Origin of the sequence: Frondihabitans sp. 762G35 (assembly GCF_002074055.1) — a bacterium.
GTDB lineage: Bacteria > Actinomycetota > Actinomycetes > Actinomycetales > Microbacteriaceae > Frondihabitans.
Genome location: NZ_CP014619.1, coordinates 526,988 through 548,589, shown reverse-complemented (window position 1 = coordinate 548,589; position 21,602 = coordinate 526,988). Strand labels below are relative to the sequence as shown.

Below are 21,602 nucleotides of genomic sequence, written 5' to 3'. Positions count from 1 at the left end.
CGTTGACGGTCAAACAGCCATACGCGTCCCGTCTCGTCCAGGGCGAGAAGCGGATCGAGAACCGCTCCCGGCCGACGTCGCGGCGCGGAGTCATCGCCATCCACGCAGGCAAGGCGCTCCACGAGCACTACCGGGCCGAGCACGTCGACGGCGTCGCGGACATGCCCCGGTCGGTCATCGTCGGCACCGTCGAGATCGTCGACTGCCACGAGGCGACCCTCGGCTGCTCGGTCGACGGCGTCGACTGTTCGGCGCTCGGCGGTTTCGTGGCGACGTCGTGGGAGCCGGTCTTCCACTGGGTCGTCACCAATCCCCAGGAGGCACGCCCGCCTCTCGCCCACGCCAGGGGCGCTCTCGGGTTCTGGGTCGTGCCCGCGGACATCGAGCACGAGGTAGTCACCGGGGAGGCCAGTGATGGCCGCTGACTGGGACAACTTCATCCGTGGCATCAGCCGGACCGCGCTCGAGACCGAACGTCTCCCCCACCTCGTCGACCCGGAGCTCGAAAGGCCGGGCGGGCTGGAGGACACCAGGATGCGGACCAGACACGGCGAGCGCCGGGAAGCCTTCTACGAGGGCAAGCACGGACCGCAGAAGGTGACCGCGTTGGAGGCGAAACGCCTGACGCAGATCCGGGAGGCTCAGGAGGTGGACCGGCGGCGCCGTGAGGTGGCTGTCGCGTACAGGGCGCTCCGGGCTTCCAGGCGAACGGCTTAGGCCACCGCCTCTCTCAGGACTTATCGCTTGCCTGCCACTGCGCCGTGCTGCGATCTGACGCGGCCTTCTCGCGAATCTGCTTCGCCGACCAGTCCACGTACTCCTGCGGGCTCTTCCGCCAGAGACGCAGCTTGAACCTGGCGAGCCGCTCGAGGAGGACAGACGTCACTGCGTTCTCATCGCTGATGGAAGAAACGGGCGCTTCGTCATACATCGTGCGGACGTCGAGCAGGAGGTCGTGCGCGCCTGGCGAGCTGATCTGGGACGCGAGGAGAGTCAACTCGACCTGCTTAGCCCAGGTGTCCCTGTGCAGCTTGCTCTGACCGCGACCCAAGAACTCCCGATTCCGGAGAGACAGCCACTCCTCCAAGTCGGCAGTGAACTCGTCCCTCTCCGTGTAGAGGCCACGTTCCAGGGAGTCCCGCCGCACCTCGCGTGCGAGCCGATTCGACTGGAACGCGATCACGACGGAAACGCCGGCGACCAGCAGCGTGATGAACGCGATCCCGATCGGAATCCACACCTGCGTCAGCCAGTCGAACCCGCTCACCTGCCCGAGGGACTCCCTCAGGCGGTCGATCGCGCACGCAACTTCCCCAAGATCACACGTCATCCCCGAACCCTAACGAAAGCGAGACCCGCCATGAGCGACTCCGTCCAAGCAACCGTCTACCTGCAACTCGAACCGGTCCACAACTACCTGCCCCGCGACAACCCGCAATCCCTCATCGGAGCGAAAGTCGTCGGCCTGACCCAGAAGAAGGCCGCGAAGCCCAGGGGCGGCACCGTCGAGGTCAAGCTCACCATCCAGGTGCCCAAGGGAGCCTTCCTGCCTCTCCGCCCCGAGGCCGTGATCGTCATCCCCCAGGAACTCACCCAGGCGCACCCCATCACCGTCGACGCCACCGACCCGAACGAAAGCGACACCGACCAGTGACCGACACTCCAGAACCCACCACGGCGCTCGCCGAAGATCAGCCGAAGCGGCGTACCAAGCGCCGCTACGCCCACGAGCTCTTCCCCCACGCGGACGAGGGCGAGACGCGTCCCCTCGATGAGGAGGTGCCCTACCTCTACGCCCGCGCGCTGGGTCTCGACATCTTCGGGACGTCGTGGATGGAGGTGGAGCCGAGGAGCACTGCGGGCAACCGCATCGTCGAGTTCCTGCAGGCAGCGCGCATCGCGTTCCTCGCCGACGCGCTTTTGAGCGACATGGTCGGCGAAGAGGCCTGGCAGTGGGCCGACATGCGCTCCAACGAGGAAGCCAGCGAGTTCCTCTACGAACGAGCCCTCGAGTACGGCGTCGACCCCGAGGTCATCAAGCCCTACCCGTGCGGGCCCGAGCCCGACCATCACGACCACTACGACGCCCCGGACTCCAGAGGATGGCGCGTCGTCCATCGCGCCGACGGACCCGAGTCCGAGTGCCTGGAATGCACCGAGCCGATCCCCGACGAAGACACCAACACCAGCCAGAACGGAGCCACCGAATGAGCGGCGAAACCATCATCACCGTCGCGGGAAACCTCACCAGCGACCCCGAGCTGCGGTACACGCAGAACGGGCTCGCGGTCGCAAACTTCACGATCGCGTCGACCCCGCGCACCTTCGACCGAGCGTCGAACGAGTGGAAGGACGGCGAGGCCCTGTTCCTCCGGGCGTCCGTGTGGCGCGAGTTCGCCGAGCACGTCGCCGCATCTTTGACGAAGGGCTCCCGGGTCATCGCGTCGGGGAGGCTCCGACAGCGCAGGTACGAGACCGATTCCGGCGAGAAGCGCACCTCGATGGAACTCGAGATCGACGACATCGGCCCGTCCCTCCGGTACGCGACCGCGCAGGTCACCCGGGCGTCGTCCTCTCGTGACGGCCAGGGCCAGAAGACCGGCGGCCAGCAGCAGCCCACGGGGCAGGGCCAGGCCGACTCGTGGGCGACGACCCCGCCCGGCGGAGGGCAGCCTGCCGATGAGCCGTGGGAGCAACCGTCTGGCGGCGCCGCGGGCGACGTGTGGAACACGACCTCGACCGGGCGCTACAACGACGAGACGCCGTTTTGAGCGGGGAGCGCTGTCCCGTCTGCGCCGTCCACTTCCCGTCCCTCAGGGCAATGGAAGAGCACGCGTTCGAAGACCACGCAGACCTCGACCTCGACGCCTACCTCGACTGATGTCTGGCATCCGCGTCACGATCGAGGACCTCGAAGCCGGGACGACAGAGACCACCGAGATCTGGAACGACTACCTCCTCATCTGCGCCGGTGACCGCTACCTCGCCGACGCCTCCACCACCACCGAGGGCACCCACGTCCTCACCATCCGGAAAGGAGTCCAGCCGTGAGCGCCACGAAGATGACCCACGCGAAACTCACCCTCAAGAACGGCAAGTCGTTCGCCGACGTCGTCCTCCCCTTCGCCTCCCCCGCGGAAGCGAACATCCGCATCCGCAACCTGGACCCGACGACGGACGTGTACTTCGAGACACGCACCGTCGCCCTCCACCCCAACGAGACGCTCACGGACGGGCCCGGCAGCCTCACACCCGGCCGCACCGTCTCCCGCCTCGTCCACGACCGCCACTACCACCGCGTTGAAGCAGGCCAGATCGAAACCATCGAGGAGGCCATCTGATGACCGTCCTACACGGCACGAAGGTCGGCACCGTCTGGCTCGTCTCAGACAGATACGGCGGCCGCATCTTCGACCTCTGCAGCACACCCCAGGACGCCAGAGAAGTCGAGCGATTCCACTCAGGCGAAACCCTGACCGTCCAAGAGTTACCCGTCTACAGCTACGCCATCGGAGACAACTCTTCCGCACCCGAGGAGGACTGATGGGCCTCAAGCCGATCGTGTACTACACCGCCCTCTGCGACGAACCCGGCTGCGATGCCGACCTCGTCGACGACCACACCGACGAATACGGCAGCACCACACTCCCCGAGCTCCACATCATGGCCGGCGACGCCGAATGGCAGCAGATCCCCATCGGAGCCACCACTTACTGGTACTGCGACAAGCACCACCGCGAAGGCCTCCAACCCACACCCGACGTCAACGACCCCACCGAACTCCCACCACCCCTCTTCACCATCGAGACCCCGTGAACGCCGACACCATCGTCCACACCCTCGACACCGCCCAACTCACCTACGTCACCGAAGACGATCTCCAAGCAGAGATCCTCACGGCGCTCGCCGAGGCCGGCGTGGAAGCGAGGCGGGAGGTGCGCCTGTCGGATGATCGGTCGCGGATCGATCTCATGGCGGGGCGGGTGGGCATCGAGGTCAAGACGGACGGCGGGTGGGCTGACGTGATCCGTCAGCTCACCCGCTACGCCAACTGCGCTGAGATCGACGAGCTCGTGCTCGTCACAACCCGGACGCGCCACCACCACCTTCCCGCCGTGCTCGGAGGGAAGCCCGTGCATCTCGTTTCCCTGATTGGAGGAGCCCTGTGACCCACACCTACGGCAAGTACCAGTACGTCGCGAACCCTGAGAACAACTACGGCCAGCCTCTCGACTACCCGGAGTGGCACCTGGAGCTCGAACCGTCCGTCGCCATCCGTGCCAAGCGGGTCTTCGGCCGAGCTCGATCGACCATCCGCGGACGGGTCGCGATGCGGGCCACTCTCGAGGTCGCACGGGACATCGTGTGGCTGATGGACCGGTGGCCCCTCGTCCCGGCTGACAACGAGTCCGAGGAGACGCTGCGGCAGGAGGCTGACGCTCACACCGTCCGTGAGGCGAGGATCGGGGACGTCCTCGCCGGCGTGCAGACCCGCCTCGACTTCCACACGGAGCCGACCCGCCCGCCTCGCGAATACCAGCGAACGGCGGTCGAGATGCTCCGGGCGTCGAGGACGCTGCTCCTGACCGACGAGGTGGGTCTCGGGAAGACGTACACGGGGCTCCTCGCGGCCACGCAGCGCGATGCCCTTCCGGCCCTCGTGGTCCCGCCGACGCACCTGCCGAAGCGGTGGATGGACGAGATGCAGGAGTCGTTCCCGTTCCTCACGTTCGAGCTCGCGAAGAAGACCAACCCGTCCGATGCGTTCCTCGCCGGGCAGCGCCCCGATGTGATGGTCGTCCCGTACTCGCGACTGTCGGGCTGGTCGAACGCCCTTGCGGGGTGGGCGCGAACGGTGATCTTCGACGAGGTCCAAGACCTCCGGAACGGGGTGAGTACCGGGAAGGGCAGCGCCGCCGCGCACATCAGCCGCGAGGCGGCCTACGTCCTCGGCCTGACCGCCACCCCGGTCTACAACTACGGCGGCGAGATCTGGGAGATCCTGAACGCGATGGGCACGAACGCTCTCGGCAGCAAGGACGAGTTCTCGCGCGAGTGGGGCACCTCGTGGAACGGGCATGCAGCCGTCACCGACCCCGCCGCGCTCGGCAGCTACCTCCGCGGCCAGGGGCTGATGCTCGGCCGCACCCGGAAGGAAGTCGGCCGGGAACTGCCCAAGACGATCAAGGTGCCCCAGTTCATCGACGCCGACCCTGCCGCGCTCGAGGCGGTCGCTGGCGACGCGGCAGCGATGGCGCGCCTGATCCTGTCCGACACGGCCACACGGCAGGAGAAGTTCCGGGCCGCCGGCGAGCTCGACTGGAAAGTGCGCGAGGCGACCGGCATCGCGAAAGCACCCTACGTCGCCGAGTTCTGTCGGCTCATCCTCGAGGCAGAGCAGAAGCTGGTGCTCTTCGGATGGCACCGGGCCGTGTACGACGTGTGGAACGAGATGCTCGCCGAGTACAAGCCCGTCATGTACACCGGCACAGAGTCGGCGAACCAGAAGAACGCAGCGCAAGAAGCGTTCGTGAACGGTGACTCCCGGATCCTGATCATGTCCCTCCGCTCCGGAGCCGGCGTCGACGGCCTCCAGAAGGCATCGAACGTCGCCGTCTTCGGAGAACTCGACTGGTCCCCACAGGTCCACGAGCAAGCCATCGGCCGCCTCCGACGCGACGGTATGGGAGACGCCCCACCCGTCGCGTACTTCCTCAACAGCGTCGAGGGCTCCGACCCCGCCCTGATGGAAGCACTCCAGGTGAAACGCAACCAGGCGGAACCCCTGCTCACCCAGGACGGGAAGCTCCTCAGCAACAGCACCCAGGACGCCTCCCGCGCACGCACCCTCGCCGCCCACATCCTCACCCTCAGCGAGCGCCGCGCAGCGAGCTGAACACGCCCCGGAAGGACCGCAACACCGTGACCCATCCCTCCGACACCCGAAACGACGAAGACGGCGACCTCCAACACCTCACCCCACCAAGCCCACCCCGCTACCGCGAAGTCCAACTCCGACCCCGCATGCCAGGCACACCCAAATGGACCGGCATCGTCCTCACCCAGGACGGTGACCGGTCCATCGTCCTCTGGTCCGACACCGCCGTCTCCTCCGTCCGCACCCAATTCCTCATCCCGAAAGGCACCCCATGACCGCACAGATTCCCCACACCATGCCGCCGGACCTCAACGAGGACGTCAACTTCAAGCTCCTCGATCGCGAACTCGAGTTCCTCGGAAACGACGGACGACTCCTCATCCGCCGGATGTGCGCCGACTCTTATGCCCGCGGGATCAGGGACGGCGCCGCAGCGAAAGCCCGCGACACCTGGACAGACAACGAGGCGGAGCGCTTGCGAGCGCAGAAGTCGCGAGAGACGGAGACGGCGCAGTGACCCTCGCTCAAGCCCTCGCAGATCTCGTCGACGTCCTGCCGCCCCGACCCACCCCACGCACGAAGCCCGCCCCCAAGCCGAAGGACACCTGATGCCCCAGTTCCGCAAGAAGCCCGTCGAGATCGAAGCACGCCAGTTCCTCGGAGGCGGTGCCGGCCCCGACGGCGGCCCCACCCCAGACTCCACGAGTCCCACCCACGCGATCTTCCGCTGGATCGAGAGGAACACCCTCGGGGCCTTTGACCCCAGTTACGCCATGGTCGGCGTGGAGCCGTGGCCCGAGTCCGGCGTCGCGATCGACCCACGGGACGGTCGCATGATCATCGCCACGCTCGAGGGCGGCCACTGGGTCACCCTCGGCGACTGGATCATCCGAGGCGTCCATGGCGAGTTCTACCCCTGCAAGCCCGACATCTTCGAGGCGACCTACGAACCCGCGGATGGCGGTGACGAGTAGTGGGGCGGGAACGCGCGTGTGGAGGCTGCGGGCACGCCAAGAGCAAACACACGATCATGTCCGGCCCCAACAGCATCGGGCAGTGGCACTTCGGGATGTGCTCGGTCGGAGGCAAAGAGATCTTCCCCTACTTCATCGGGGGCTGCGGATGCACCTACCGAAGGCCGACCATCTGGCAGCGGATCCGTAGGTGGTTCAGTCGATGACCCACGCCCCAGCCGAGGGGACGCTGGCCGCCACAGCGGACTGCATCACCTGCGAGAACGACCAGAGGGCCCGAGGCGAGATCGAACTCTGGGACCGCACGTTCATCGTGTGCCCCGCGTGCGGCAACAAGCGCTGCCCCCGCGCGAGCTGGCACGCCAACCCCTGCTCGCACAGCAATGCCCCCGGACAGCCCGGCTCGTACTACGGGACGGCACCAATCAAGTTGGAGGCTCTCGCGAGCGCCGACAAACCAGGAGGGACGATTTGACGTTCTGCATCACGACCGAAATGCCCGACGTGCGAACCTGCACGATTCGAGGCGAGCACCTTATCTCCTGTGATGGGCTGGAGTACCGCTGGTCGGGGTCCACATGGGAGGACGGGGCGTGGGAACGCACGGGGCGGGCATGCCGCGGATGCCAGCCGAGAGAGGCCATCCATGGCTTCCTCTGCGGCCCGTGCTGGCACGACGTCGACGATGCCGAGAACGCCTATTGGCCGCTGGTGAACCTGCTCGAGGAGCACGACAAGCTAGTGAGCCGGGACAACGGTGGGATCCGCACGGGTATGTCCGCAGGGATCCCGCTGCCCGCGACGATGGTCGCGCTCGACGAGCTCCAGTCATTCCGCAGAGCCCATCCCGGCGACACTCTCGCTTGGGTGGCGGACTACCACGGCGCTGCGGATGCCGTCCACTTCGCTAGGGCCGTCAAGGGCGCGATGAGGTCGTTCCCCGCTGCGGAAGGTGAGACGAAGATCACGCGAACCAGATGCCCGCGCTGCGAGGGCCTGACGCTGATCTGGAAGCCGCCTCGCTTCAAGTCCGACATGGTGTCCGTCAAGTGCATGGACCCCGTCTGTGGGTTCGAGCTCGATCAGACCTCGTTCGAGATGGTCTCTCACGAAGAGGTCCACCGCGTCCCGAGCACGCAGGCATGAGCGGCCAGTGGATCTCGGTCGAGGATGCGATGAAGGTCGCGAACCGTTCAAAGCCGACCATCTACCTGTGGGCACAGAGGAAGCTCATCCAGTCGAGGCGGAACGCGAGGGGCGTCATGGAGGTCTTCGGGCCTGACGTTATCAAGGCCGAATCGACGGTGGTCCGGGGCCGGCCGAAGAGCACCGCTCGTCCGACCGGGTATCCGGTGACACGCCGCCGCTGGTGATGCGCTTGCATTAATTCAAGAATGCCAAGAAGATATGTATCGATGGTGGACACGTGTACCCGGAAGGGTCCATGAGACCCACCCCCACAGATCAGACAGGAAGGCCCTCGCTTCGGCGGGGCCTTCTGTCGTTGAACGCCCTTGTGATCGGGGTAGTCGCTGGCCTCCCGTTGCCCGCGCCGTGCAGGCTCGCCACGCTAATCCGAGCATCCACTTCCGGCCCCATCGCACACACACAACGATGACCGCCCCGCCCAACCCGAGTGACGTCGGCCGGCGGGCGAGCGGGACTACCCCATTGGCGATGCAGCGGCCGGCAGGTTCAACCGAATAAGTGCTCGTTGTTCCGGAGACGCATACGGAACCCATGTGGGATGGAGCATCTCGGTAGCTCGTCGGGCGCATATCCCGAAGGTCGTCGGTTCGAATCCGACTCCCGCAACCAGCCTCGGCCGCCGCGAGTGGTGACGACTGCGCCCGTGGTGCGCACCCAACGGTGTGGATCCAGCGGCGGCCGAGGCCGAACGTAGAGACATGATGGGCGAGGAGCTGACCATGGCGAGAATGCCCGGAACGATCGAGATCCAAGGCAGCGTGATCCTCGGCGTTGGTGATGTCCTGTACAACGCAGCCGACTTCACCCTCGCCCTGCCGATCACATCCAATCGCTCGGGCGTCGACATCGGCGTCGACAGCCTTCGACCACAGCTCGTCGTCGCTCTTCGCGAGGCCGCCGCCGAGATCGAGGCCACGCTCGCCGAGGCAGTACCAGGATGACCGGCACTGCTGTTGGAGGTGCAGTCACCTGGCGGAAAGAAGCGTGGCAGATCATCCGCGAGCGGGGCGCATACATCGAGGTGCTGAGCCTCGATTGCACCCGTTCGGCCATGGTCCATGTCTCCCAGGTGGTACCTGCACCGTGACCGAGGAGGGCAGACAATGCCCAGGGCCCCCAAGAAGTGTGCCCACCCCTCCTGCGAAGCCCGGGTGGTGGGCAAGACCTACTGCCCCGACCACCAGCCCACCGCCTGGGCTACCTCAACACGGACAGGATTCACGCGCGCAACGAGGCGCATGCGCGATCTCGTCCTCGCTCGAGATCCCATCTGTCGATGCAGCGGCTGCCGTCGCTGCTCCATGAACGGATGCGCTCGACCGTCGACCGACGACGACCACATTGTCAACGTCGCATCAGGTGGAGTAGACGACATCGAGAACCATCAAGGCCTCTGTCATCCATGTCACCTCGTCAAGGTGCAGCACGAGGCAGCGACGGCACGACGAGCGAAGTACGCGAACAGGTGAAGCAGCACGTGCACACGGCACGTGCTGCACATCGTCTCGTTCAGGCGCTTGCAGCTTCGCCTCTGTGAGGCGCGCCAGCGAGCCAGCACTCGAGTCGGACACTCCTTCCCGTTCCGGCCATCTCGACCGCGCGTCGGTCACACGGTGGCTCGCCGCACAGTCCTCCGCGTCGGGGGGTAGGGGGTCACCCCCTACCCCCGGTCGCTGCTGGCTGCCGGGGAGGTGCTGCTCATTTTCCTCCGTACGGTTCCCCACGATTCGGGCCCGCCCGGCGCTCAGCCGCCGCGCCAGCCGCGCGGCGGGCCTCGCGCCGGCATTGCACATGGTCCGGGCAGATCAAGAACCCAGGCGGGCAGCAGCCGCCAAAAGCGTTACACCACCGCGCCCATCGGGTCCGGCGACCACCACGCATCAACCTCCGGGAGGCACTCATGTCCAGTAACCAGATCCCCACACCCGGGCGCATCGTCCTGTACACGCTCAGCGATGACGACGCCAAGAACGTCAACCGTCGCCGCGACGATTACACGAGCGCGGTGCACAACCCGGCGAAGGAAACCCCGGCGAATGACGGCCGACAGAACCACGTCGGCAACAAGGCCGAAGCGGGACAGGTCGTCCCCATGATCATCGTCCGGGCATGGGGCAGCACCCCCTCGTCCTCCGTGAACGGTCAGGCGCTCCTCGACGGCAACGACACCCTCTGGGTGACCTCGGTCAGCGAGGGAGAGGGCCCGCGCCACTTCCAGTGGCCCAGCCGTGCCTGATCGGAACCCCCTTCTCGGAGGAGGGCGACCGTGACCATGGTCGCCCGCTTCCGGGTCGCATCGCGAGCGACGGGCATCCGCCGTCAAGTCTTCGTCCATGTGTACGACGACCGGCAGGAGATGGCCCGGGCTCACACCGAGGCACGGAAGATGAAGTACGACCCAACGGCGAACATCGGCGGAGGACTCGCCGTGCAGCAGGGCTACCGTTGGCCGCGTCCGGACGTGACCCCGATCGTCGTCATGCGGCTGTGGGTAGGACAGTTGACAACGAGTACCGTCGCCCACGAGGCCGTTCACGCCGCGACCACGTTCTTCTTCATGGACTGCGTACCAGGGTGGGACAGCCGTGCGCGATCGGTCTTACTCGGTGACGATGAGCCTCTCGCTTACTTGGTCGGCGACATCGCCTCTGCGGTCATCGCGAAACTCTACGAGAACCGCCTTCTCTAGAGAATCTCAGAGAGGCAGCAACGCACCGTTCTGAAAGACACGGCCTGTGACCGTGATGTAGCGGCCGGTGCTGTAGCGCTCCACGCTGAGTTCGCCTTCATGTCGACGGGTTCCCGGCCTCTCGTCGCACGTGCCCCAGATGTGCAGTCCGTCGCCTGACGGGCTGACTTCGATGTAATGCCCAGCGAAACCCTTCAGGAATCTCGCTGCGGCGGCATCGGGCAGCCCGTCCATGAGGCAGTGGTCCAGGTCGATGCATCCGATCCCGTCTCCGAGAACGAAGCCCAGACCCACGCCCGCTGTGGAGGCTTTCGCCTGGCCGTAGCTGGACCAGGTGTCCGGATCCGTCGAGGAGGCAGCGCCGCCGGCAACGGTCACAGGGCGCTTGGTCGACTCGTAACGGATCCAGCGCTCTCGCTCGGTCATCTCGCGTGGCAGCTTTGCCCGGTGCGCATAGACGCGGCACTTGCTCGAGCAGAATCGCGCCTGAGCATTCCGCGCGATCGTCGAGCGGCCGCACCACCCACAAGTTCTCGTCACACACCAAGTGTAACGGATTTAGCCCCGTAACTACGGGGTTCTGCCCGCCATGGGTTGATCAGTTCCCGACATGGGAGGTACCGAAATGCCAGCCGCCAAGAAGCACCCCACAACTCGCGCACGACGCAACACGGCGTCCACCGCATCCACTCTGCGCCCCGCGGACACGGTCCAGATCCCCGCGCTCCCTCCGCGGCCTGTCGTGTTCACCGAAGACGGAGCGATGAAGGCTGGCGACTGGCACGAGGCGACCCTCGACTGGTGGGCGGACCTCTGGGCCTCCCCCATGGCCGCCGAGTACCACTCGTCAGACCGCCACGCGCTGTTCCTCCTCGCCGTCCTCATCGACGACTTCTGGCGGGAGCCATCGACCAAGCTCGCCTCCGAGATCCGCTTGCAGCGGGTCGCATTCGGCCTCACCCCCTACGACCGCCGCCGCCTCGAGTGGACCATCGAGACCGCGGACGAGGCAAAAGAACGTGGCCAGGCACGCCGTGCCGCACCCCGTGCGAACCGCCAGCCTCCAGCCGGCACCGACCCCCGCCTGGCTCTCGTCCAGTAGGTAGGTCATGACGGTACTGATCGTGCCGCCGCTCGACCTCTCGTTCCCGACGCTCGGCCCAGAGCTGGCCGACTTCATCGAGGACCGCTGCATCTTCGGTCCTGGATCCATCGCCGGCGAGCCAGCCAAGCTCGACGCCGAGAAGCGTGCGGCGCTCTACCGGCTGTACGAGGTCTACCCGAAGGGCCACAGGCTCGCCGGGCGGCGTCGCTTCCAACGTGGCGCGCTCGAGTGGCGGAAGGGGATGGCCAAGACTGAGTTTGCGGCGTGGGTGACCTTCGCGGAGCTCCACCCCGAAGCACCAGTCCGCGCGGACGGCTTCAACTCGCAGGGCGACCCAGTTGGGCGTCCCGTGAGCTTCCCCTTCATCCCGATGATGGCCGTCTCTCAAGAGCAGGTCTCGGATCTCGCCTACGGCGTACTCAAGTACATCGTCGAGAACGGCCCCGACAACGGCATCTTCGACAGCTCCCTCGAGCGCATCATTCGGCTCAGCTCCCGAGGCATCGAAGACGGCAAGGTCGTCCCGGTCGCCAACTCCCCGGGGGGCCGTGACGGCGCGCTGACCACCTTTCAGCACTTCGACGAGCCGCACCGCCTCATCCTCCCGCGCGCCAAAGAGGCGCACGAGACGATGACGGCGAACCTCACGAAGCGTCCACTCGATGATCCGTGGTCGTTCTACACCTCGACGGCCGGTCAGCCAGGCCAAGGATCGATTCAAGAAGGCGTCCGCCGCGAGGCCGAGAAGATCGAAGCCGGCGAAATCGAAGACCCCGCGATGTTCTTCTTCGCCCGCTGGGCCGGAGACGAGCACAAGGATCTCGAGACCATCGAGCAGCGGATCGCGGCCATCTCCGACGCAACGGGCCCTGCCGGCGAGTACGGGCCCGGGCAGTTCGAGTCGATCGCGAAGCAGTGGGACCGCCCCGATGCTGATGCTGCCTACCTCGAACGCGTCTGGCTCAACAGGTGGCGGAAGTCGAACTCGCAAGCGTTCGACATGGTCCGCTGGAATCGCCTCGCGCCCGAGTACCTGCCCGAGGGCGACCAGACACCTGAGGGGCAGCGCCCGGGCCTCGCACGTCCCGGACAGAAGATCCCGGCCGGCGCATTCGTCACCGGAGGATTCGACGGTGCTCGCTTTCGTGATGCCACCGCACTCGTCATTACGGAAGTCTCGACAGGACTTCAGGAACTCGTTGGCTTGTGGGAGAGGCCGGACGACGTCGAGGACTGGGAAGTCCCCGAGGACGAAGTCACCCAGACACTCGAGTGGGTCATGAAGACCTACTCGGTGTGGAAGATCTACTGCGACCCGCCGCACTGGACGGAGACCATCGGCTCCTGGGCGCTTCGGTGGCCGGACCAGATCGAGGAGTTCTTCACCCAGCAGTACGGGCGGATGGCCTACACGATCCGCGAGTACGTCGAGGCGATGGACACCGGCTCGATCGGCTGGAACCCGAAGCACGTCAACGCGGCCGAGTTCGCCCGCCACATGGGCAACGCAGGCCGAAAGGATCTCCGGATCCGCGACGACGAGGACAAGCCTCTCTGGGTCATGCAGAAGCAGTCTATGGAGCTCAAGTTCGACGCAGCCATGGCCGCAACCCTTGCCGGAAAAGCCTGCCTCGACGCGCGCAAGACCGGAGCCAAACCACGAACCCGACGTAGGTCGGTGATCCGCCGACTCGCATAGGAGGTCGCCTTGATTGACGTCACAGTGACTAACTCCCCGGGATGGTGGATGCTCAAGGCCTGCCGAAAGCGGGAAGCGCGGCTGCCACGGCTGGAAAAGCTCGACGCCTACCACCGTGGCGAGCCGCCGCTGCCCACAGGCAACAAGGCTGCCGGCGACGCCTTCAAGAAGATCCAGAAACAGTCCTGCACCAACCTCGCAGAACTCATCGTCGGATCGGTACGGGAGCGCGTCGCCATCCGAGATATTCGGACTGCTACCAGCGGTGACCAGGTCGATGACAAGGCTTGGAAGATCTGGCTCGAGAACGGTCTGGACATCGAGTTCGCCGATGTGCTCGAGAACATGCTGGCACTCGGCGACGGATACATGATCGTCGGACTCGACGAAGACGGACAGGTTGCAATCACGGGGGAAGACCCTCGGCAGGTCGTGACCATCCACAACCCCGTCCGGCAGTCGCAGGTGCGGGCCGCCGTCAAGGTCTTCCACGATCCCGACGTCAGCAAGGACTACGTCTACCTATATCTCCCCGGCGGGCAGATCGACGAGGTGACCGGCGCCGCCTCGAACGCCAGGCGCTACGTGGCCTCCCGCGAGCGCCGGAACAAGCGGACGGCGATCATCTTCCATGCGGCCGGTTTCTCCTGGGATGAGGACTTCGGTGGAGCGGAGGGCGAGGAACTCTCCCACCCGCTCGTGCCCGTCGTCAGATTCCGCAATCGACGGGGCGTCGGGGAGTTTGAGCCGCACATCGACATTCTCGATCGCATCAATCACGACGTCTACAACCGCATGGTGATCGCCATCTACCAGGCATTCAAGCAGCGTGCGATCCAGGTCGACGAGGCGGAAGCAGAGGACGGAAACGGCCACGAACTGGACAACCTCGAGGACGTCCTGACGTCCGATCCCGGATCGTGGCTGCAGCTTCCCTTCAACTCGAAGGTTTGGGAGTCGACGCAGGCGGACCTCCAGGGGATCCTTTCGGCCTCCGCCGACGACATCAAGCTCCTGGCTGCCGTGACACGTCGCCCCATGTCGCTGTTCGCTCCCGACAATCAGTCGGCTGAGGGAGCGAGCTTCACGCGTGAGGGGCTCACCTTCGCGGTGGAGGACAAGCAGGTGCGCGCGGGACAGGGTCTTGTCGACGTGTTCCACCTGGCGTTCCTGACTCTGGGAGACGAGGACCGAGCCGACAAGACGAGCATCGTCGTCGGTTTCAAACCCGCCGAGCGGTATTCGATCACCGACAAGGCGTCGGCTGGAACGCAGGCCGTCTCTGTTCTGTCGAAGCGGACCACCATGCGTGAGGTCTACCAGTTCACGCCGACCGAGATCGAGCAGGCGGAAGCCGAAGCAGCGGACGAGCTCCTGCTCATGCAGGAGGTGACACCAGCCGGTGGCAACCAAGCTTGATCTGGCGTATGACGCGCGGATGACCGCGCTCAACGAGAACGTCCTCGCCTACGTCCTCGGCATGTTCCTGTCGCTCGATGCCTACCGAGACGCCGATGCCGCCCGGTTCACGACTGCCGTCGTTCCCCGGATGGAAGCGGGCCAGCTACGCGCCGCGCAGCTGACCGACGCCTACATGGCGCGGTCGGCTGCCGGCCTCCTCGGCGGATCGATCGTTCGAGGGCTGATCGTCGATGTCAGCTTCATGGCCCTGCGACACGTGGCCGGCGAGCTCGTGATGCGTCGCCCGTTCACGGCGATGTACACCGAGCTCGCCAACGGGGGGACCATGACGGATGCCGTCGAGGCGGCCAAGCACCGCCTGACGAGCATCGTCTACACGAACCAGCAGCTCGCCAAAACGCACTCCGCGACCAACGCCCTCGAGCGGAGCGGAGTCCCTGGGTTCGAACGGTTCCTCACAGGCCGCGAGAACTGCTCCCTCTGCGTCGTGGCGTCGACTCAGCGGTATCACAGCGGGCAGCTACTGCCTATCCACCCCGGGTGCGACTGCGGCGTGAGGCCAATCCTGAGCCTCAAAGACGAACAGGTGATCCACCCGGACCGCCTAGCCGCCATCCACGCGGCAGTTGACGACCACACCGGCGTCTCCGACCCGGGAGCCCGCGAAATCGACAGGCTCAACCCCCGATCGGACTACCTCGACCTCATCGCCACCCGAACGCACGGCGAAATCGGCCCAGTCCTCACCTGGCGAGACCAGCACTTCACGAGCCTCTCGCAAATCCAAGACACCCCCTAATCTCCCCACCTTCACCGGTGGGTGCCCCGCCATGGGGAGATCCGAAAACCCGACATGGGAGACAACAACATGCTCATCACCACCCTCCACCCGTACACCCGCGCCACGAATCCCTCGCGCCTGCGCTACTTCTTCCCCGCGGATCCCGACATGGGCCTCGGCGGTGGCGGCAGCAACGGCGGCAACGACGGCGCGGGCGGCCACGGGGACGGCGGAACCAACGACGACGGTGCCAACGGCGGTGGCAACGATCCCGGATTCCCGGCGAACACTCCTGTCAAGGACATGACGCCCGAACAGCAGGTCGCGTACCACCAGAACAAGGCGCGCCGACTCGAAGACCAGCTCAAGGGCTTCGACGGACGCACCCCCGCCCAGATCAAGCAGCTCGAGCAGGACCTCGCGGCGGAGCGGCAGAAAAGCCTCTCCGACGCGGATCGTGCGATCGAGCAGGCTCGCGAAGAAGGTCGGGCCGAGCTCCGCACCGTCCTCGTCGGCGAGCGAGTCCGAACCGCCCTCGAACGGGCCCTCGTCGGTCGTGTGCCCGATGCCGGGGCGCTCCTCGACCTTGACCGGTCGAAGTTCGCCAAGGGCACCGACGTCGACACCGACGCCATCAAGGCGTGGGTCGATGAGCACTCCACCGAACAGACCGGAACCCAGCAGCGGCAGAACGTCGACCTGGGTCAGGGCAGAAACCGCGGCAACAACGCACCCTCCCGGGGCGTCAACGCCGGCCAGGAGCTGTTCGACAGCAAGAAGAAGACCTCCAACTCCTAGAAAGGACACACCATGCCCAAGCTCCGCACGGAGACTTTCGGCAGCGGTGACCAGTCGTGGCTCGGGTCCACCCACGGAATCGCCAACGGGCGAACCGGAACCCTCCAGCTCACGGCCTTCACGGCTGCAACGCACTACCCGGACGGCTATCTCCGCTCCGGCACCCCCGTCAACGCCGCAGACGAGGACGTGATCAAGCCCTGGACGGCCGCCGCCGGCGAGCAGCTCGGGTTCCTGCTCTTCGACGCCCCCGTCGTCGCCGGTCAGGTCGCCCCCGTGTCGATCCTCCGCCACGGCATCATCAACGCCCCGAACCTGCCGGTCGCCTTCACGGTGCCCACCGCAGGCGCGGCCGGCTTCGTCTTCGTAGGAGGGACCGCCTGATGGCACTCTGGACCGACATCATCGACCCCGCCACGCTCACCGGGTACGCCCGCGCGTCCCTCGCGGACTACGAGGCGGCCAAGGGCACGCTCGCGCGCTGGCTGCCCAACCGAACCGTCGCCGACACCGTCGTGCGCTTCGTCATGGGCCAGAGCGGTCTCGTCCAGGAGGCGAACTTCCGAGCCTTCGACGCCGAGCCCGAGGTCGGCAAGACCCAGGGTGGCCGCCGCGTCACGCTGGAGCTCCCGGCCATCGGACAGAACATCCCCGTCTCGGAGTACCAGCAGCTCCGCACTCGGAACGCCTCCGACGACGCGATCCTCGCCTCGATCCTCGCCACGACGACCCAGGTCGTCCGAGCCGTGGCCGACCGCATGGAGCGCCTCCGCGGCACCGTCCTCAACACCGGCAAGGCGACCATCAACCAGAACAACTTCGACTCGAGCGACGACTTCGGTCGTTCCGCGTCGCACTCGGTCACCGCACCGACGCTCTGGACCGACCCGGCCGCCGACCGCCTCGGCTTCCTCGAGTCGATCGTGGACGTGTACCGAGACACGAACGGCGAGGAGCCCGGTTCGATCCTCCTCACCAACCGCGTCTTCCGCGCACTGTCGTCCGGAACGCAGTTCCAGACGCAGCTCCTCAACGGCGCTGCCCGCCCGGCGACCGACGCGGACGTGCAGGCCGTCGTCTCCGGTGCCGGCCTCCCCCCGATCTTCCGGTTCGACCGGAAGACCAGCGGCGGCCAGGTCATCGCCAACGACACGCTCATGCTCCTCCCCGCGCCGGTCGCCACCGACGACTGGGAGGGCACCCAGCTCGGGGCGACCTTCTGGGGCCAGACCCTCACGGCGACGGACGACAGCTACGGCATCGAGGACGTCGAGCAGCCCGGCATCGTCGCGGGAACCTACCGCAACGAGAAGCCGCCGATGATCGCCGAGGTCATCTCGGACGCCATCGGCATGCCGGTCCTCGCCAACGCGAACCTCAGCCTGGCGGCCAAGGTTCTCTAACCGATCGGGAGGAGCCATCCCCACGGGTGGCTCCTCCCCTGGCGTCCAAGGAGGACACACATGCCCAAGCTGAAAGACACCGTCGTCGTCCGAGACGAGCACTTCGCCACCCACGTCCTCCCGGCCGGAAGCGTCGCGCCGGACTGGGCCGTGCCGCTCATCACCAACCCCGCCGTCTGGGATGAGAACGACGACACCACTCCGACCCCGCCGAAGCCCAAGCCAAAAGCGAAGGCTGCCCCGGCTGCCGCTGGGAAGGATCCGCAGGCCGGACCCGCTGAGGGCGGCGAAGACGAGACGCCCGATCCGGACGCCGGCGCTGAGCAGACCATCACGGTGCCCAAGAAGGGCGCTACCGCCAAAACCTGGGCCGCGTACGCACTCGCGAACGGATTCGAGGTCGAGGCGGACGCCAAGGCCGCGGAGATCCGCGAGAGCCTCGCCGCCGAAGGCATCCCGGTCGAGTAGGAAGGGCACCCCACATGGAGATGACACCGTTCGCAAGCTCTGACGACGTCGCCGAAGTGTGGGGTGACCTCACCCTCGCCGAGGAGGCAAAGGTCGACGCGTGGATCGCGCAGGCTTCCACGAAGCTGCGCGTCAAGGCGCGGAAGCGGAACGTCGACATCGACCACCTCGTCGAGACCGACGAGCTCGCGAAACTGACTGCGAAAGACGCCGTCGTGAACGCGATCAAGCGCGTGCTGATGAACCCCGAGGGGTACCGGCAGAAGGCCAGCACCACCGGGCCCTTCACCGAGTCCGGCACCATCGACACAGCGCTCTCCACCGGCCTCATCTACATCTCCGACGACGACCTCGACGGCCTGCTACCCCGGACGTCGAACCGGATCCGCTCCTTCCGTGTCCGATCGGGGCTGCTGTGAAAGGCGAAACCGTCCTCCAGCACACCTTCGAGCCAGGGGAGCCGGATCGGTACGGCAAGCCCACCAGGGCTGAGTCCACCCGCTCGGTCGACGGGGTCGGTGTCGCCCCCGAACTCGGAAGCGACACGCTCTCTCTGAGCCGTGACAGCCTCACCCGCGAGCAGACGCTCTACCTCCCCGCAGGCACCGCCGTCGACACGTCCGACGAGTTCACCGTCCGGGGAACTCGCTACAAGGTCGCGGGTCTCCCAGCCGAATGGGTCTCGTACTACACGGGATTCACCCCGGGCGTCGTGGTCAAGATCGTCCTCAAGGCAGACACCAATGGCTAAGACGAAAGTCGTCATGAACCAGGCCGAATTCGGCCGCCAGGTGATGTCCTCCGCCGCAATGGAAGCCCAGCTCAGGCCCCTGGCAGAGCGTGTCGCCTCCCAACTGCCCAACGCCACCGTCGTCGCCGTCCGCACGACCGCTCGCGGCGGCGGCAGTCGAGTGCGCCTCCGCGTCGAGACCCCGCACACCTACGAGAACCAGACCCGGCAGCGCCTCATCAACGCGCTGCGCAGCGTCATCGGGCAGGCGACACCCAGGGAGTGAACCAGATGGACGCGATCCTCTACAGCGACATCCTCGCAGCGGTCATCTCCCGGCTCACGACACTCATCCGCGACCGCGACGAGACCTTCGCACAAGACGTGACCGTGTCCGACAAGAAGGCATCAGGGGCCGACCGCAGCATCGTCCTCAGCATCGGGCCGGGAGGCTCCACGACCAACACCATCCGACGAAGCTTCGTCACGGTCGATGTCTACGCCAACTCCCAGACCGACTCCGTCGACCTGATGAACCTGGCCCTCGCCCTCGCCACCTCACGAGGCGCAGACGGAATGGTCAACGGATCCCCGCTGACCTACGCCGCGATCAACGGTGGCCCCAACGCCGACTTCGCCTCCGACGACCAGTTCAAGCAGACCGCCGAACTCGACATCGGACACCGAGGCACGAACCTTCCCAGCCCCGCCAACTGAGCGGGGCTTTCTCATGCCCGCCATGGGCACCCGTCTTTCCACCGACCGGAAAACCAGGGCAATCCGCCCACCAACTACAACGTGAAAGGAGCCCTCGTGGCCCTGAACTCAGACAACGTCCGGGTGGCGGTAACGGGGGCCTGGTACTCCGGGCCCCTGACCGCCCCCGCACCCACCACCGCGTCGTCCGCACTCCCCTCGCCCACCCCCGGCCCCGGCTACACGGACCTCGGCTACGTCGGCGACGACGGGATCACCGAGACCCGCGACCGGTCGACGAACCAGATCCGCGCCTGGCAGAACGGCGCACTCGTCCGCGAGCCCGTCACCGAGTCCTCGATCACCTACAAGGGCACCCTCATCGAGACGACGAAGGGCACCCTCGAGCTCTACTACGGCGTCTCGGTCGGCACGGACGGCTCGGTCAAGATCGACCCCTCCAAGACCGGCGGCCGTAAGAAGCACGTCATCGACATCATCGACGGCGACCAGCTCATCCGGATCTACGTCCCCTCGGGCGAGATCACCGAGGTCGGCGATCAGGTCTTCGCGAACGGTGAGCCCATCGGCTACGAGGTCACCGTCACCGGCTACGCCGTCACCGTCGCCGGCGAGACCTACTCCGCCATCAAGTGGTACTCGTCCCTGGCTTCCTAGGAGGAACCCGAATGTCACACGCACGACACGTCGTCACCGGCGAGATCAAGGAGTTCTCCGACGAGGACTTCGAGGCGCGCGACCCCAACTGGTGGGTCCACGTCACCGACTACACGCCGCCCGCCGAGACGGACGACCCCAGCGAGCCCGAGACGGACGACCCCAGCGAGCCCGAGACGGACGACGTCGAAGCAGGCAACGTCTCCAAGCCCACCGAGACACAGGCTTCCGGCGCGGCGGCCGGTGAGATCGCCTCCAAGGCGATTCGGCGCGGCTTCGTGAAGGCCTCGGCTGACGACAAGACCACTCAGGGCGAAACCAGCCCCGAGTAGCACACGGGGTGGCCGGCTTGGTCGGGGCCGGCCACCCTCCCCACACTCCCGACCATCTTCTACCGACCAAGGAGACCACTTTGTCCGACACCACCACCCCACAGGCTGCCCTCACCGAAGAGGAGCTCGCTCAGTTCGCGCAGTGGCGCGAGAGCCAGTCCGCGCCCCGTGACGACAGCCCGTCCACCCCCGCACCGAGCAACGCTGTCCAGATCAAGGCGACCGTCCGTCAGCCCATCAACCTCGAGTACCCCGCCGGCTCCGGCGACGTCTTCACCCTCACCGGGCGCATCCCCCCGGAGATCCTGACGATTCAGTCGGGCTACCGCCGCCCGAAGAACGCCTCGAAGGAGGCCGTCGAGAACCACACCCGTGAGCTCGGCGCCGCCCTCATCGGCGCGTTCTTCACCCTCGTCATCCCCGAGGACTTCAAGAACGTCCTCGACCTCGAAGACATCGACCAGGTCTTCACGATCTGGTCGGAGCACGTCGGCCTGGGGGAATCGAAGCCCTCCTAGAGATAGCGAGGGCACACCCCAACGAGTTCGTCTACGAGCTCCACAAGCTCGGTTACCGACCAGAGGACATCGGTACCACGGTCGACCACATCCATGTCGACCGGCTGGTCAAGGTCAACGCACGCGAGACCACGTCGTGGCTGTTCGCCGTCCTCAACGACTGGCGCTATCCCGTCACGCGCGAATACCTCGCGATCGCTGACCTCCACGACCAGTTCGTGG

The 21,602-nt window shown here is 66.3% G+C and carries 37 protein-coding genes and 1 tRNA gene; 36 read left to right on the top strand and 2 right to left on the bottom strand.

What is annotated here, in order from left to right; genetic code table 11:
* Positions 1-2: 2 nt before the first annotated feature.
* Together AS850_RS02795 and AS850_RS02790 are read left to right on the top strand one after the other, a co-directional pair.
* Positions 3-425: an ASCH domain-containing protein gene (locus AS850_RS02795; protein WP_164088370.1), complete on the top strand. Its 423-nt coding sequence runs from the start codon at positions 3-5 to the stop codon at positions 423-425.
* A complete protein-coding gene (locus AS850_RS02790) occupies positions 415-717 on the top strand; it encodes a hypothetical protein (protein WP_119867750.1) in 303 nt (100 codons plus the stop codon). Before AS850_RS02795 ends, AS850_RS02790 begins: the two co-directional genes overlap by 11 nt.
* Positions 718-730: 13 nt before the next feature.
* On the opposite strand, the gene AS850_RS02785 is transcribed toward AS850_RS02790, so the two are convergent.
* Entirely contained in the window at positions 731-1,267 is a 537-nt protein-coding gene (locus AS850_RS02785; RefSeq protein WP_123955428.1) for a hypothetical protein, read from the bottom strand.
* 93 nt (positions 1,268-1,360) lie between these two features.
* On the opposite strand from AS850_RS02785, the gene AS850_RS02780 reads away from it, so the two are divergent.
* The 19 genes from AS850_RS02780 (at position 1,361) to AS850_RS02695 (ending at position 10,750) form a co-directional block, all read left to right on the top strand.
* Positions 1,361-1,654, top strand: a complete 294-nt coding sequence (locus AS850_RS02780) for a hypothetical protein (protein ID WP_119867748.1) — start codon at positions 1,361-1,363, stop codon at positions 1,652-1,654.
* Positions 1,651-2,211 (top strand): hypothetical protein, encoded by a 561-nt coding sequence (locus AS850_RS02775; protein WP_119867747.1) that lies wholly within the window; start codon positions 1,651-1,653, stop codon positions 2,209-2,211. The genes AS850_RS02780 and AS850_RS02775 overlap by 4 nt, the downstream gene beginning before the upstream one ends.
* Positions 2,208-2,771, top strand: a complete 564-nt coding sequence (locus AS850_RS02770) for a single-stranded DNA-binding protein (protein WP_119867746.1) — start codon at positions 2,208-2,210, stop codon at positions 2,769-2,771. Before AS850_RS02775 ends, AS850_RS02770 begins: the two co-directional genes overlap by 4 nt.
* Positions 2,772-2,880: 109 nt before the next feature.
* Positions 2,881-3,051 carry a hypothetical protein gene (locus AS850_RS16430; protein WP_164088369.1) on the top strand — a complete coding sequence of 57 codons (171 nt, stop codon included), beginning with the start codon at positions 2,881-2,883 and terminating at the stop codon, positions 3,049-3,051.
* Positions 3,048-3,341: a hypothetical protein gene (locus tag AS850_RS02765; RefSeq protein WP_119867745.1), complete on the top strand. Its 294-nt coding sequence runs from the start codon at positions 3,048-3,050 to the stop codon at positions 3,339-3,341. The genes AS850_RS16430 and AS850_RS02765 overlap by 4 nt, the downstream gene beginning before the upstream one ends.
* Entirely contained in the window at positions 3,341-3,544 is a 204-nt protein-coding gene (locus AS850_RS02760; protein WP_119867744.1) for a hypothetical protein, read from the top strand. Before AS850_RS02765 ends, AS850_RS02760 begins: the two co-directional genes overlap by 1 nt.
* Entirely contained in the window at positions 3,544-3,816 is a 273-nt protein-coding gene (locus AS850_RS02755) for a hypothetical protein (RefSeq protein ID WP_119867743.1), read from the top strand. Before AS850_RS02760 ends, AS850_RS02755 begins: the two co-directional genes overlap by 1 nt.
* Positions 3,813-4,169, top strand: a complete 357-nt coding sequence (locus AS850_RS02750; protein WP_119867742.1) for a hypothetical protein — start codon at positions 3,813-3,815, stop codon at positions 4,167-4,169. Before AS850_RS02755 ends, AS850_RS02750 begins: the two co-directional genes overlap by 4 nt.
* Entirely contained in the window at positions 4,166-5,896 is a 1,731-nt protein-coding gene (locus tag AS850_RS02745) for an SNF2-related protein (RefSeq protein ID WP_119867741.1), read from the top strand. Before AS850_RS02750 ends, AS850_RS02745 begins: the two co-directional genes overlap by 4 nt.
* Before the next feature lie 128 nt (positions 5,897-6,024).
* The gene (locus AS850_RS16900) at positions 6,025-6,153 is read left to right on the top strand and encodes a hypothetical protein (RefSeq protein WP_257788666.1); all 129 of its coding nucleotides are present in this window, start codon (positions 6,025-6,027) and stop codon (positions 6,151-6,153) included.
* Positions 6,150-6,395, top strand: a complete 246-nt coding sequence (locus AS850_RS02740; RefSeq protein ID WP_123955427.1) for a hypothetical protein — start codon at positions 6,150-6,152, stop codon at positions 6,393-6,395. The genes AS850_RS16900 and AS850_RS02740 overlap by 4 nt, the downstream gene beginning before the upstream one ends.
* A gap of 91 nt (positions 6,396-6,486) precedes the next feature.
* Positions 6,487-6,852: a hypothetical protein gene (locus AS850_RS02735; protein ID WP_119867739.1), complete on the top strand. Its 366-nt coding sequence runs from the start codon at positions 6,487-6,489 to the stop codon at positions 6,850-6,852.
* A gap of 711 nt (positions 6,853-7,563) precedes the next feature.
* The gene (locus AS850_RS16205) at positions 7,564-7,998 is read left to right on the top strand and encodes a hypothetical protein (RefSeq protein ID WP_123955426.1); all 435 of its coding nucleotides are present in this window, start codon (positions 7,564-7,566) and stop codon (positions 7,996-7,998) included.
* Positions 7,995-8,225, top strand: a complete 231-nt coding sequence (locus AS850_RS02720; protein WP_119867736.1) for a hypothetical protein — start codon at positions 7,995-7,997, stop codon at positions 8,223-8,225. The genes AS850_RS16205 and AS850_RS02720 overlap by 4 nt, the downstream gene beginning before the upstream one ends.
* A gap of 368 nt (positions 8,226-8,593) precedes the next feature.
* Positions 8,594-8,670 (top strand) — tRNA-Met (locus tag AS850_RS02715).
* 89 nt (positions 8,671-8,759) lie between these two features.
* A complete protein-coding gene (locus AS850_RS02710; RefSeq protein WP_119867735.1) occupies positions 8,760-9,002 on the top strand; it encodes a hypothetical protein in 243 nt (80 codons plus the stop codon).
* Between the two features lie 117 nt (positions 9,003-9,119).
* Positions 9,120-9,530 (top strand): HNH endonuclease signature motif containing protein, encoded by a 411-nt coding sequence (locus tag AS850_RS17020; RefSeq protein WP_119867734.1) that lies wholly within the window; start codon positions 9,120-9,122, stop codon positions 9,528-9,530.
* Between the two features lie 431 nt (positions 9,531-9,961).
* On the top strand, positions 9,962-10,297 hold the full coding sequence (locus AS850_RS02700) for a hypothetical protein (RefSeq protein WP_119867733.1): 336 nt from the start codon (positions 9,962-9,964) through the stop codon (positions 10,295-10,297).
* A gap of 30 nt (positions 10,298-10,327) precedes the next feature.
* The gene (locus tag AS850_RS02695; protein ID WP_119867732.1) at positions 10,328-10,750 is read left to right on the top strand and encodes a hypothetical protein; all 423 of its coding nucleotides are present in this window, start codon (positions 10,328-10,330) and stop codon (positions 10,748-10,750) included.
* A gap of 6 nt (positions 10,751-10,756) precedes the next feature.
* Here AS850_RS02695 and AS850_RS02690 read toward each other — a convergent pair whose 3' ends face one another.
* Positions 10,757-11,176, bottom strand: coding sequence for a hypothetical protein (locus tag AS850_RS02690; protein WP_216819843.1), 420 nt, complete (start codon positions 11,174-11,176; stop codon positions 10,757-10,759).
* Positions 11,177-11,360: 184 nt separating this feature from the next.
* On the opposite strand from AS850_RS02690, the gene AS850_RS02685 reads away from it, so the two are divergent.
* The 15 genes from AS850_RS02685 to AS850_RS02615 all read left to right on the top strand — a co-directional run bounded on the left by AS850_RS02685 (position 11,361) and on the right by AS850_RS02615 (position 21,380).
* Entirely contained in the window at positions 11,361-11,852 is a 492-nt protein-coding gene (locus AS850_RS02685) for a phage terminase small subunit (protein ID WP_442856895.1), read from the top strand.
* 7 nt (positions 11,853-11,859) lie between these two features.
* Positions 11,860-13,554 carry a large terminase gene (locus AS850_RS02680; protein ID WP_119867729.1) on the top strand — a complete coding sequence of 565 codons (1,695 nt, stop codon included), beginning with the start codon at positions 11,860-11,862 and terminating at the stop codon, positions 13,552-13,554.
* Positions 13,555-13,563: 9 nt separating this feature from the next.
* Positions 13,564-14,973 carry a phage portal protein gene (locus AS850_RS02675; protein WP_123955425.1) on the top strand — a complete coding sequence of 470 codons (1,410 nt, stop codon included), beginning with the start codon at positions 13,564-13,566 and terminating at the stop codon, positions 14,971-14,973.
* Positions 14,974-14,992: 19 nt separating this feature from the next.
* Complete coding sequence (locus AS850_RS02670) at positions 14,993-15,775, top strand: hypothetical protein (protein WP_123955424.1); 783 nt, start codon at positions 14,993-14,995, stop codon at positions 15,773-15,775.
* A gap of 54 nt (positions 15,776-15,829) precedes the next feature.
* On the top strand, positions 15,830-16,555 hold the full coding sequence (locus AS850_RS02665) for a hypothetical protein (protein ID WP_119867726.1): 726 nt from the start codon (positions 15,830-15,832) through the stop codon (positions 16,553-16,555).
* A gap of 12 nt (positions 16,556-16,567) precedes the next feature.
* On the top strand, positions 16,568-16,939 hold the full coding sequence (locus tag AS850_RS02660) for a hypothetical protein (RefSeq protein ID WP_119867725.1): 372 nt from the start codon (positions 16,568-16,570) through the stop codon (positions 16,937-16,939).
* The gene (locus AS850_RS02655; protein WP_119867724.1) at positions 16,939-17,958 is read left to right on the top strand and encodes a major capsid protein; all 1,020 of its coding nucleotides are present in this window, start codon (positions 16,939-16,941) and stop codon (positions 17,956-17,958) included. Before AS850_RS02660 ends, AS850_RS02655 begins: the two co-directional genes overlap by 1 nt.
* Before the next feature lie 60 nt (positions 17,959-18,018).
* The gene (locus AS850_RS02650; RefSeq protein WP_119867723.1) at positions 18,019-18,426 is read left to right on the top strand and encodes a hypothetical protein; all 408 of its coding nucleotides are present in this window, start codon (positions 18,019-18,021) and stop codon (positions 18,424-18,426) included.
* 20 nt (positions 18,427-18,446) lie between these two features.
* Positions 18,447-18,845, top strand: a complete 399-nt coding sequence (locus AS850_RS02645) for a Gp19/Gp15/Gp42 family protein (protein WP_216819841.1) — start codon at positions 18,447-18,449, stop codon at positions 18,843-18,845.
* Entirely contained in the window at positions 18,842-19,177 is a 336-nt protein-coding gene (locus AS850_RS02640) for a hypothetical protein (RefSeq protein WP_119867721.1), read from the top strand. The genes AS850_RS02645 and AS850_RS02640 overlap by 4 nt, the downstream gene beginning before the upstream one ends.
* Complete coding sequence (locus AS850_RS02635) at positions 19,170-19,442, top strand: hypothetical protein (protein ID WP_123955423.1); 273 nt, start codon at positions 19,170-19,172, stop codon at positions 19,440-19,442. Before AS850_RS02640 ends, AS850_RS02635 begins: the two co-directional genes overlap by 8 nt.
* Before the next feature lie 5 nt (positions 19,443-19,447).
* Complete coding sequence (locus tag AS850_RS02630) at positions 19,448-19,873, top strand: hypothetical protein (RefSeq protein WP_123955422.1); 426 nt, start codon at positions 19,448-19,450, stop codon at positions 19,871-19,873.
* Positions 19,874-19,969: 96 nt separating this feature from the next.
* Positions 19,970-20,530, top strand: coding sequence for a phage tail tube protein (locus tag AS850_RS02625; RefSeq protein ID WP_123955421.1), 561 nt, complete (start codon positions 19,970-19,972; stop codon positions 20,528-20,530).
* Positions 20,531-20,541: 11 nt separating this feature from the next.
* Positions 20,542-20,862, top strand: a complete 321-nt coding sequence (locus tag AS850_RS02620; protein ID WP_119867717.1) for a hypothetical protein — start codon at positions 20,542-20,544, stop codon at positions 20,860-20,862.
* Between the two features lie 80 nt (positions 20,863-20,942).
* Entirely contained in the window at positions 20,943-21,380 is a 438-nt protein-coding gene (locus AS850_RS02615; RefSeq protein WP_119867716.1) for a hypothetical protein, read from the top strand.
* The last annotated feature ends 222 nt before the right edge of the window (positions 21,381-21,602 follow it).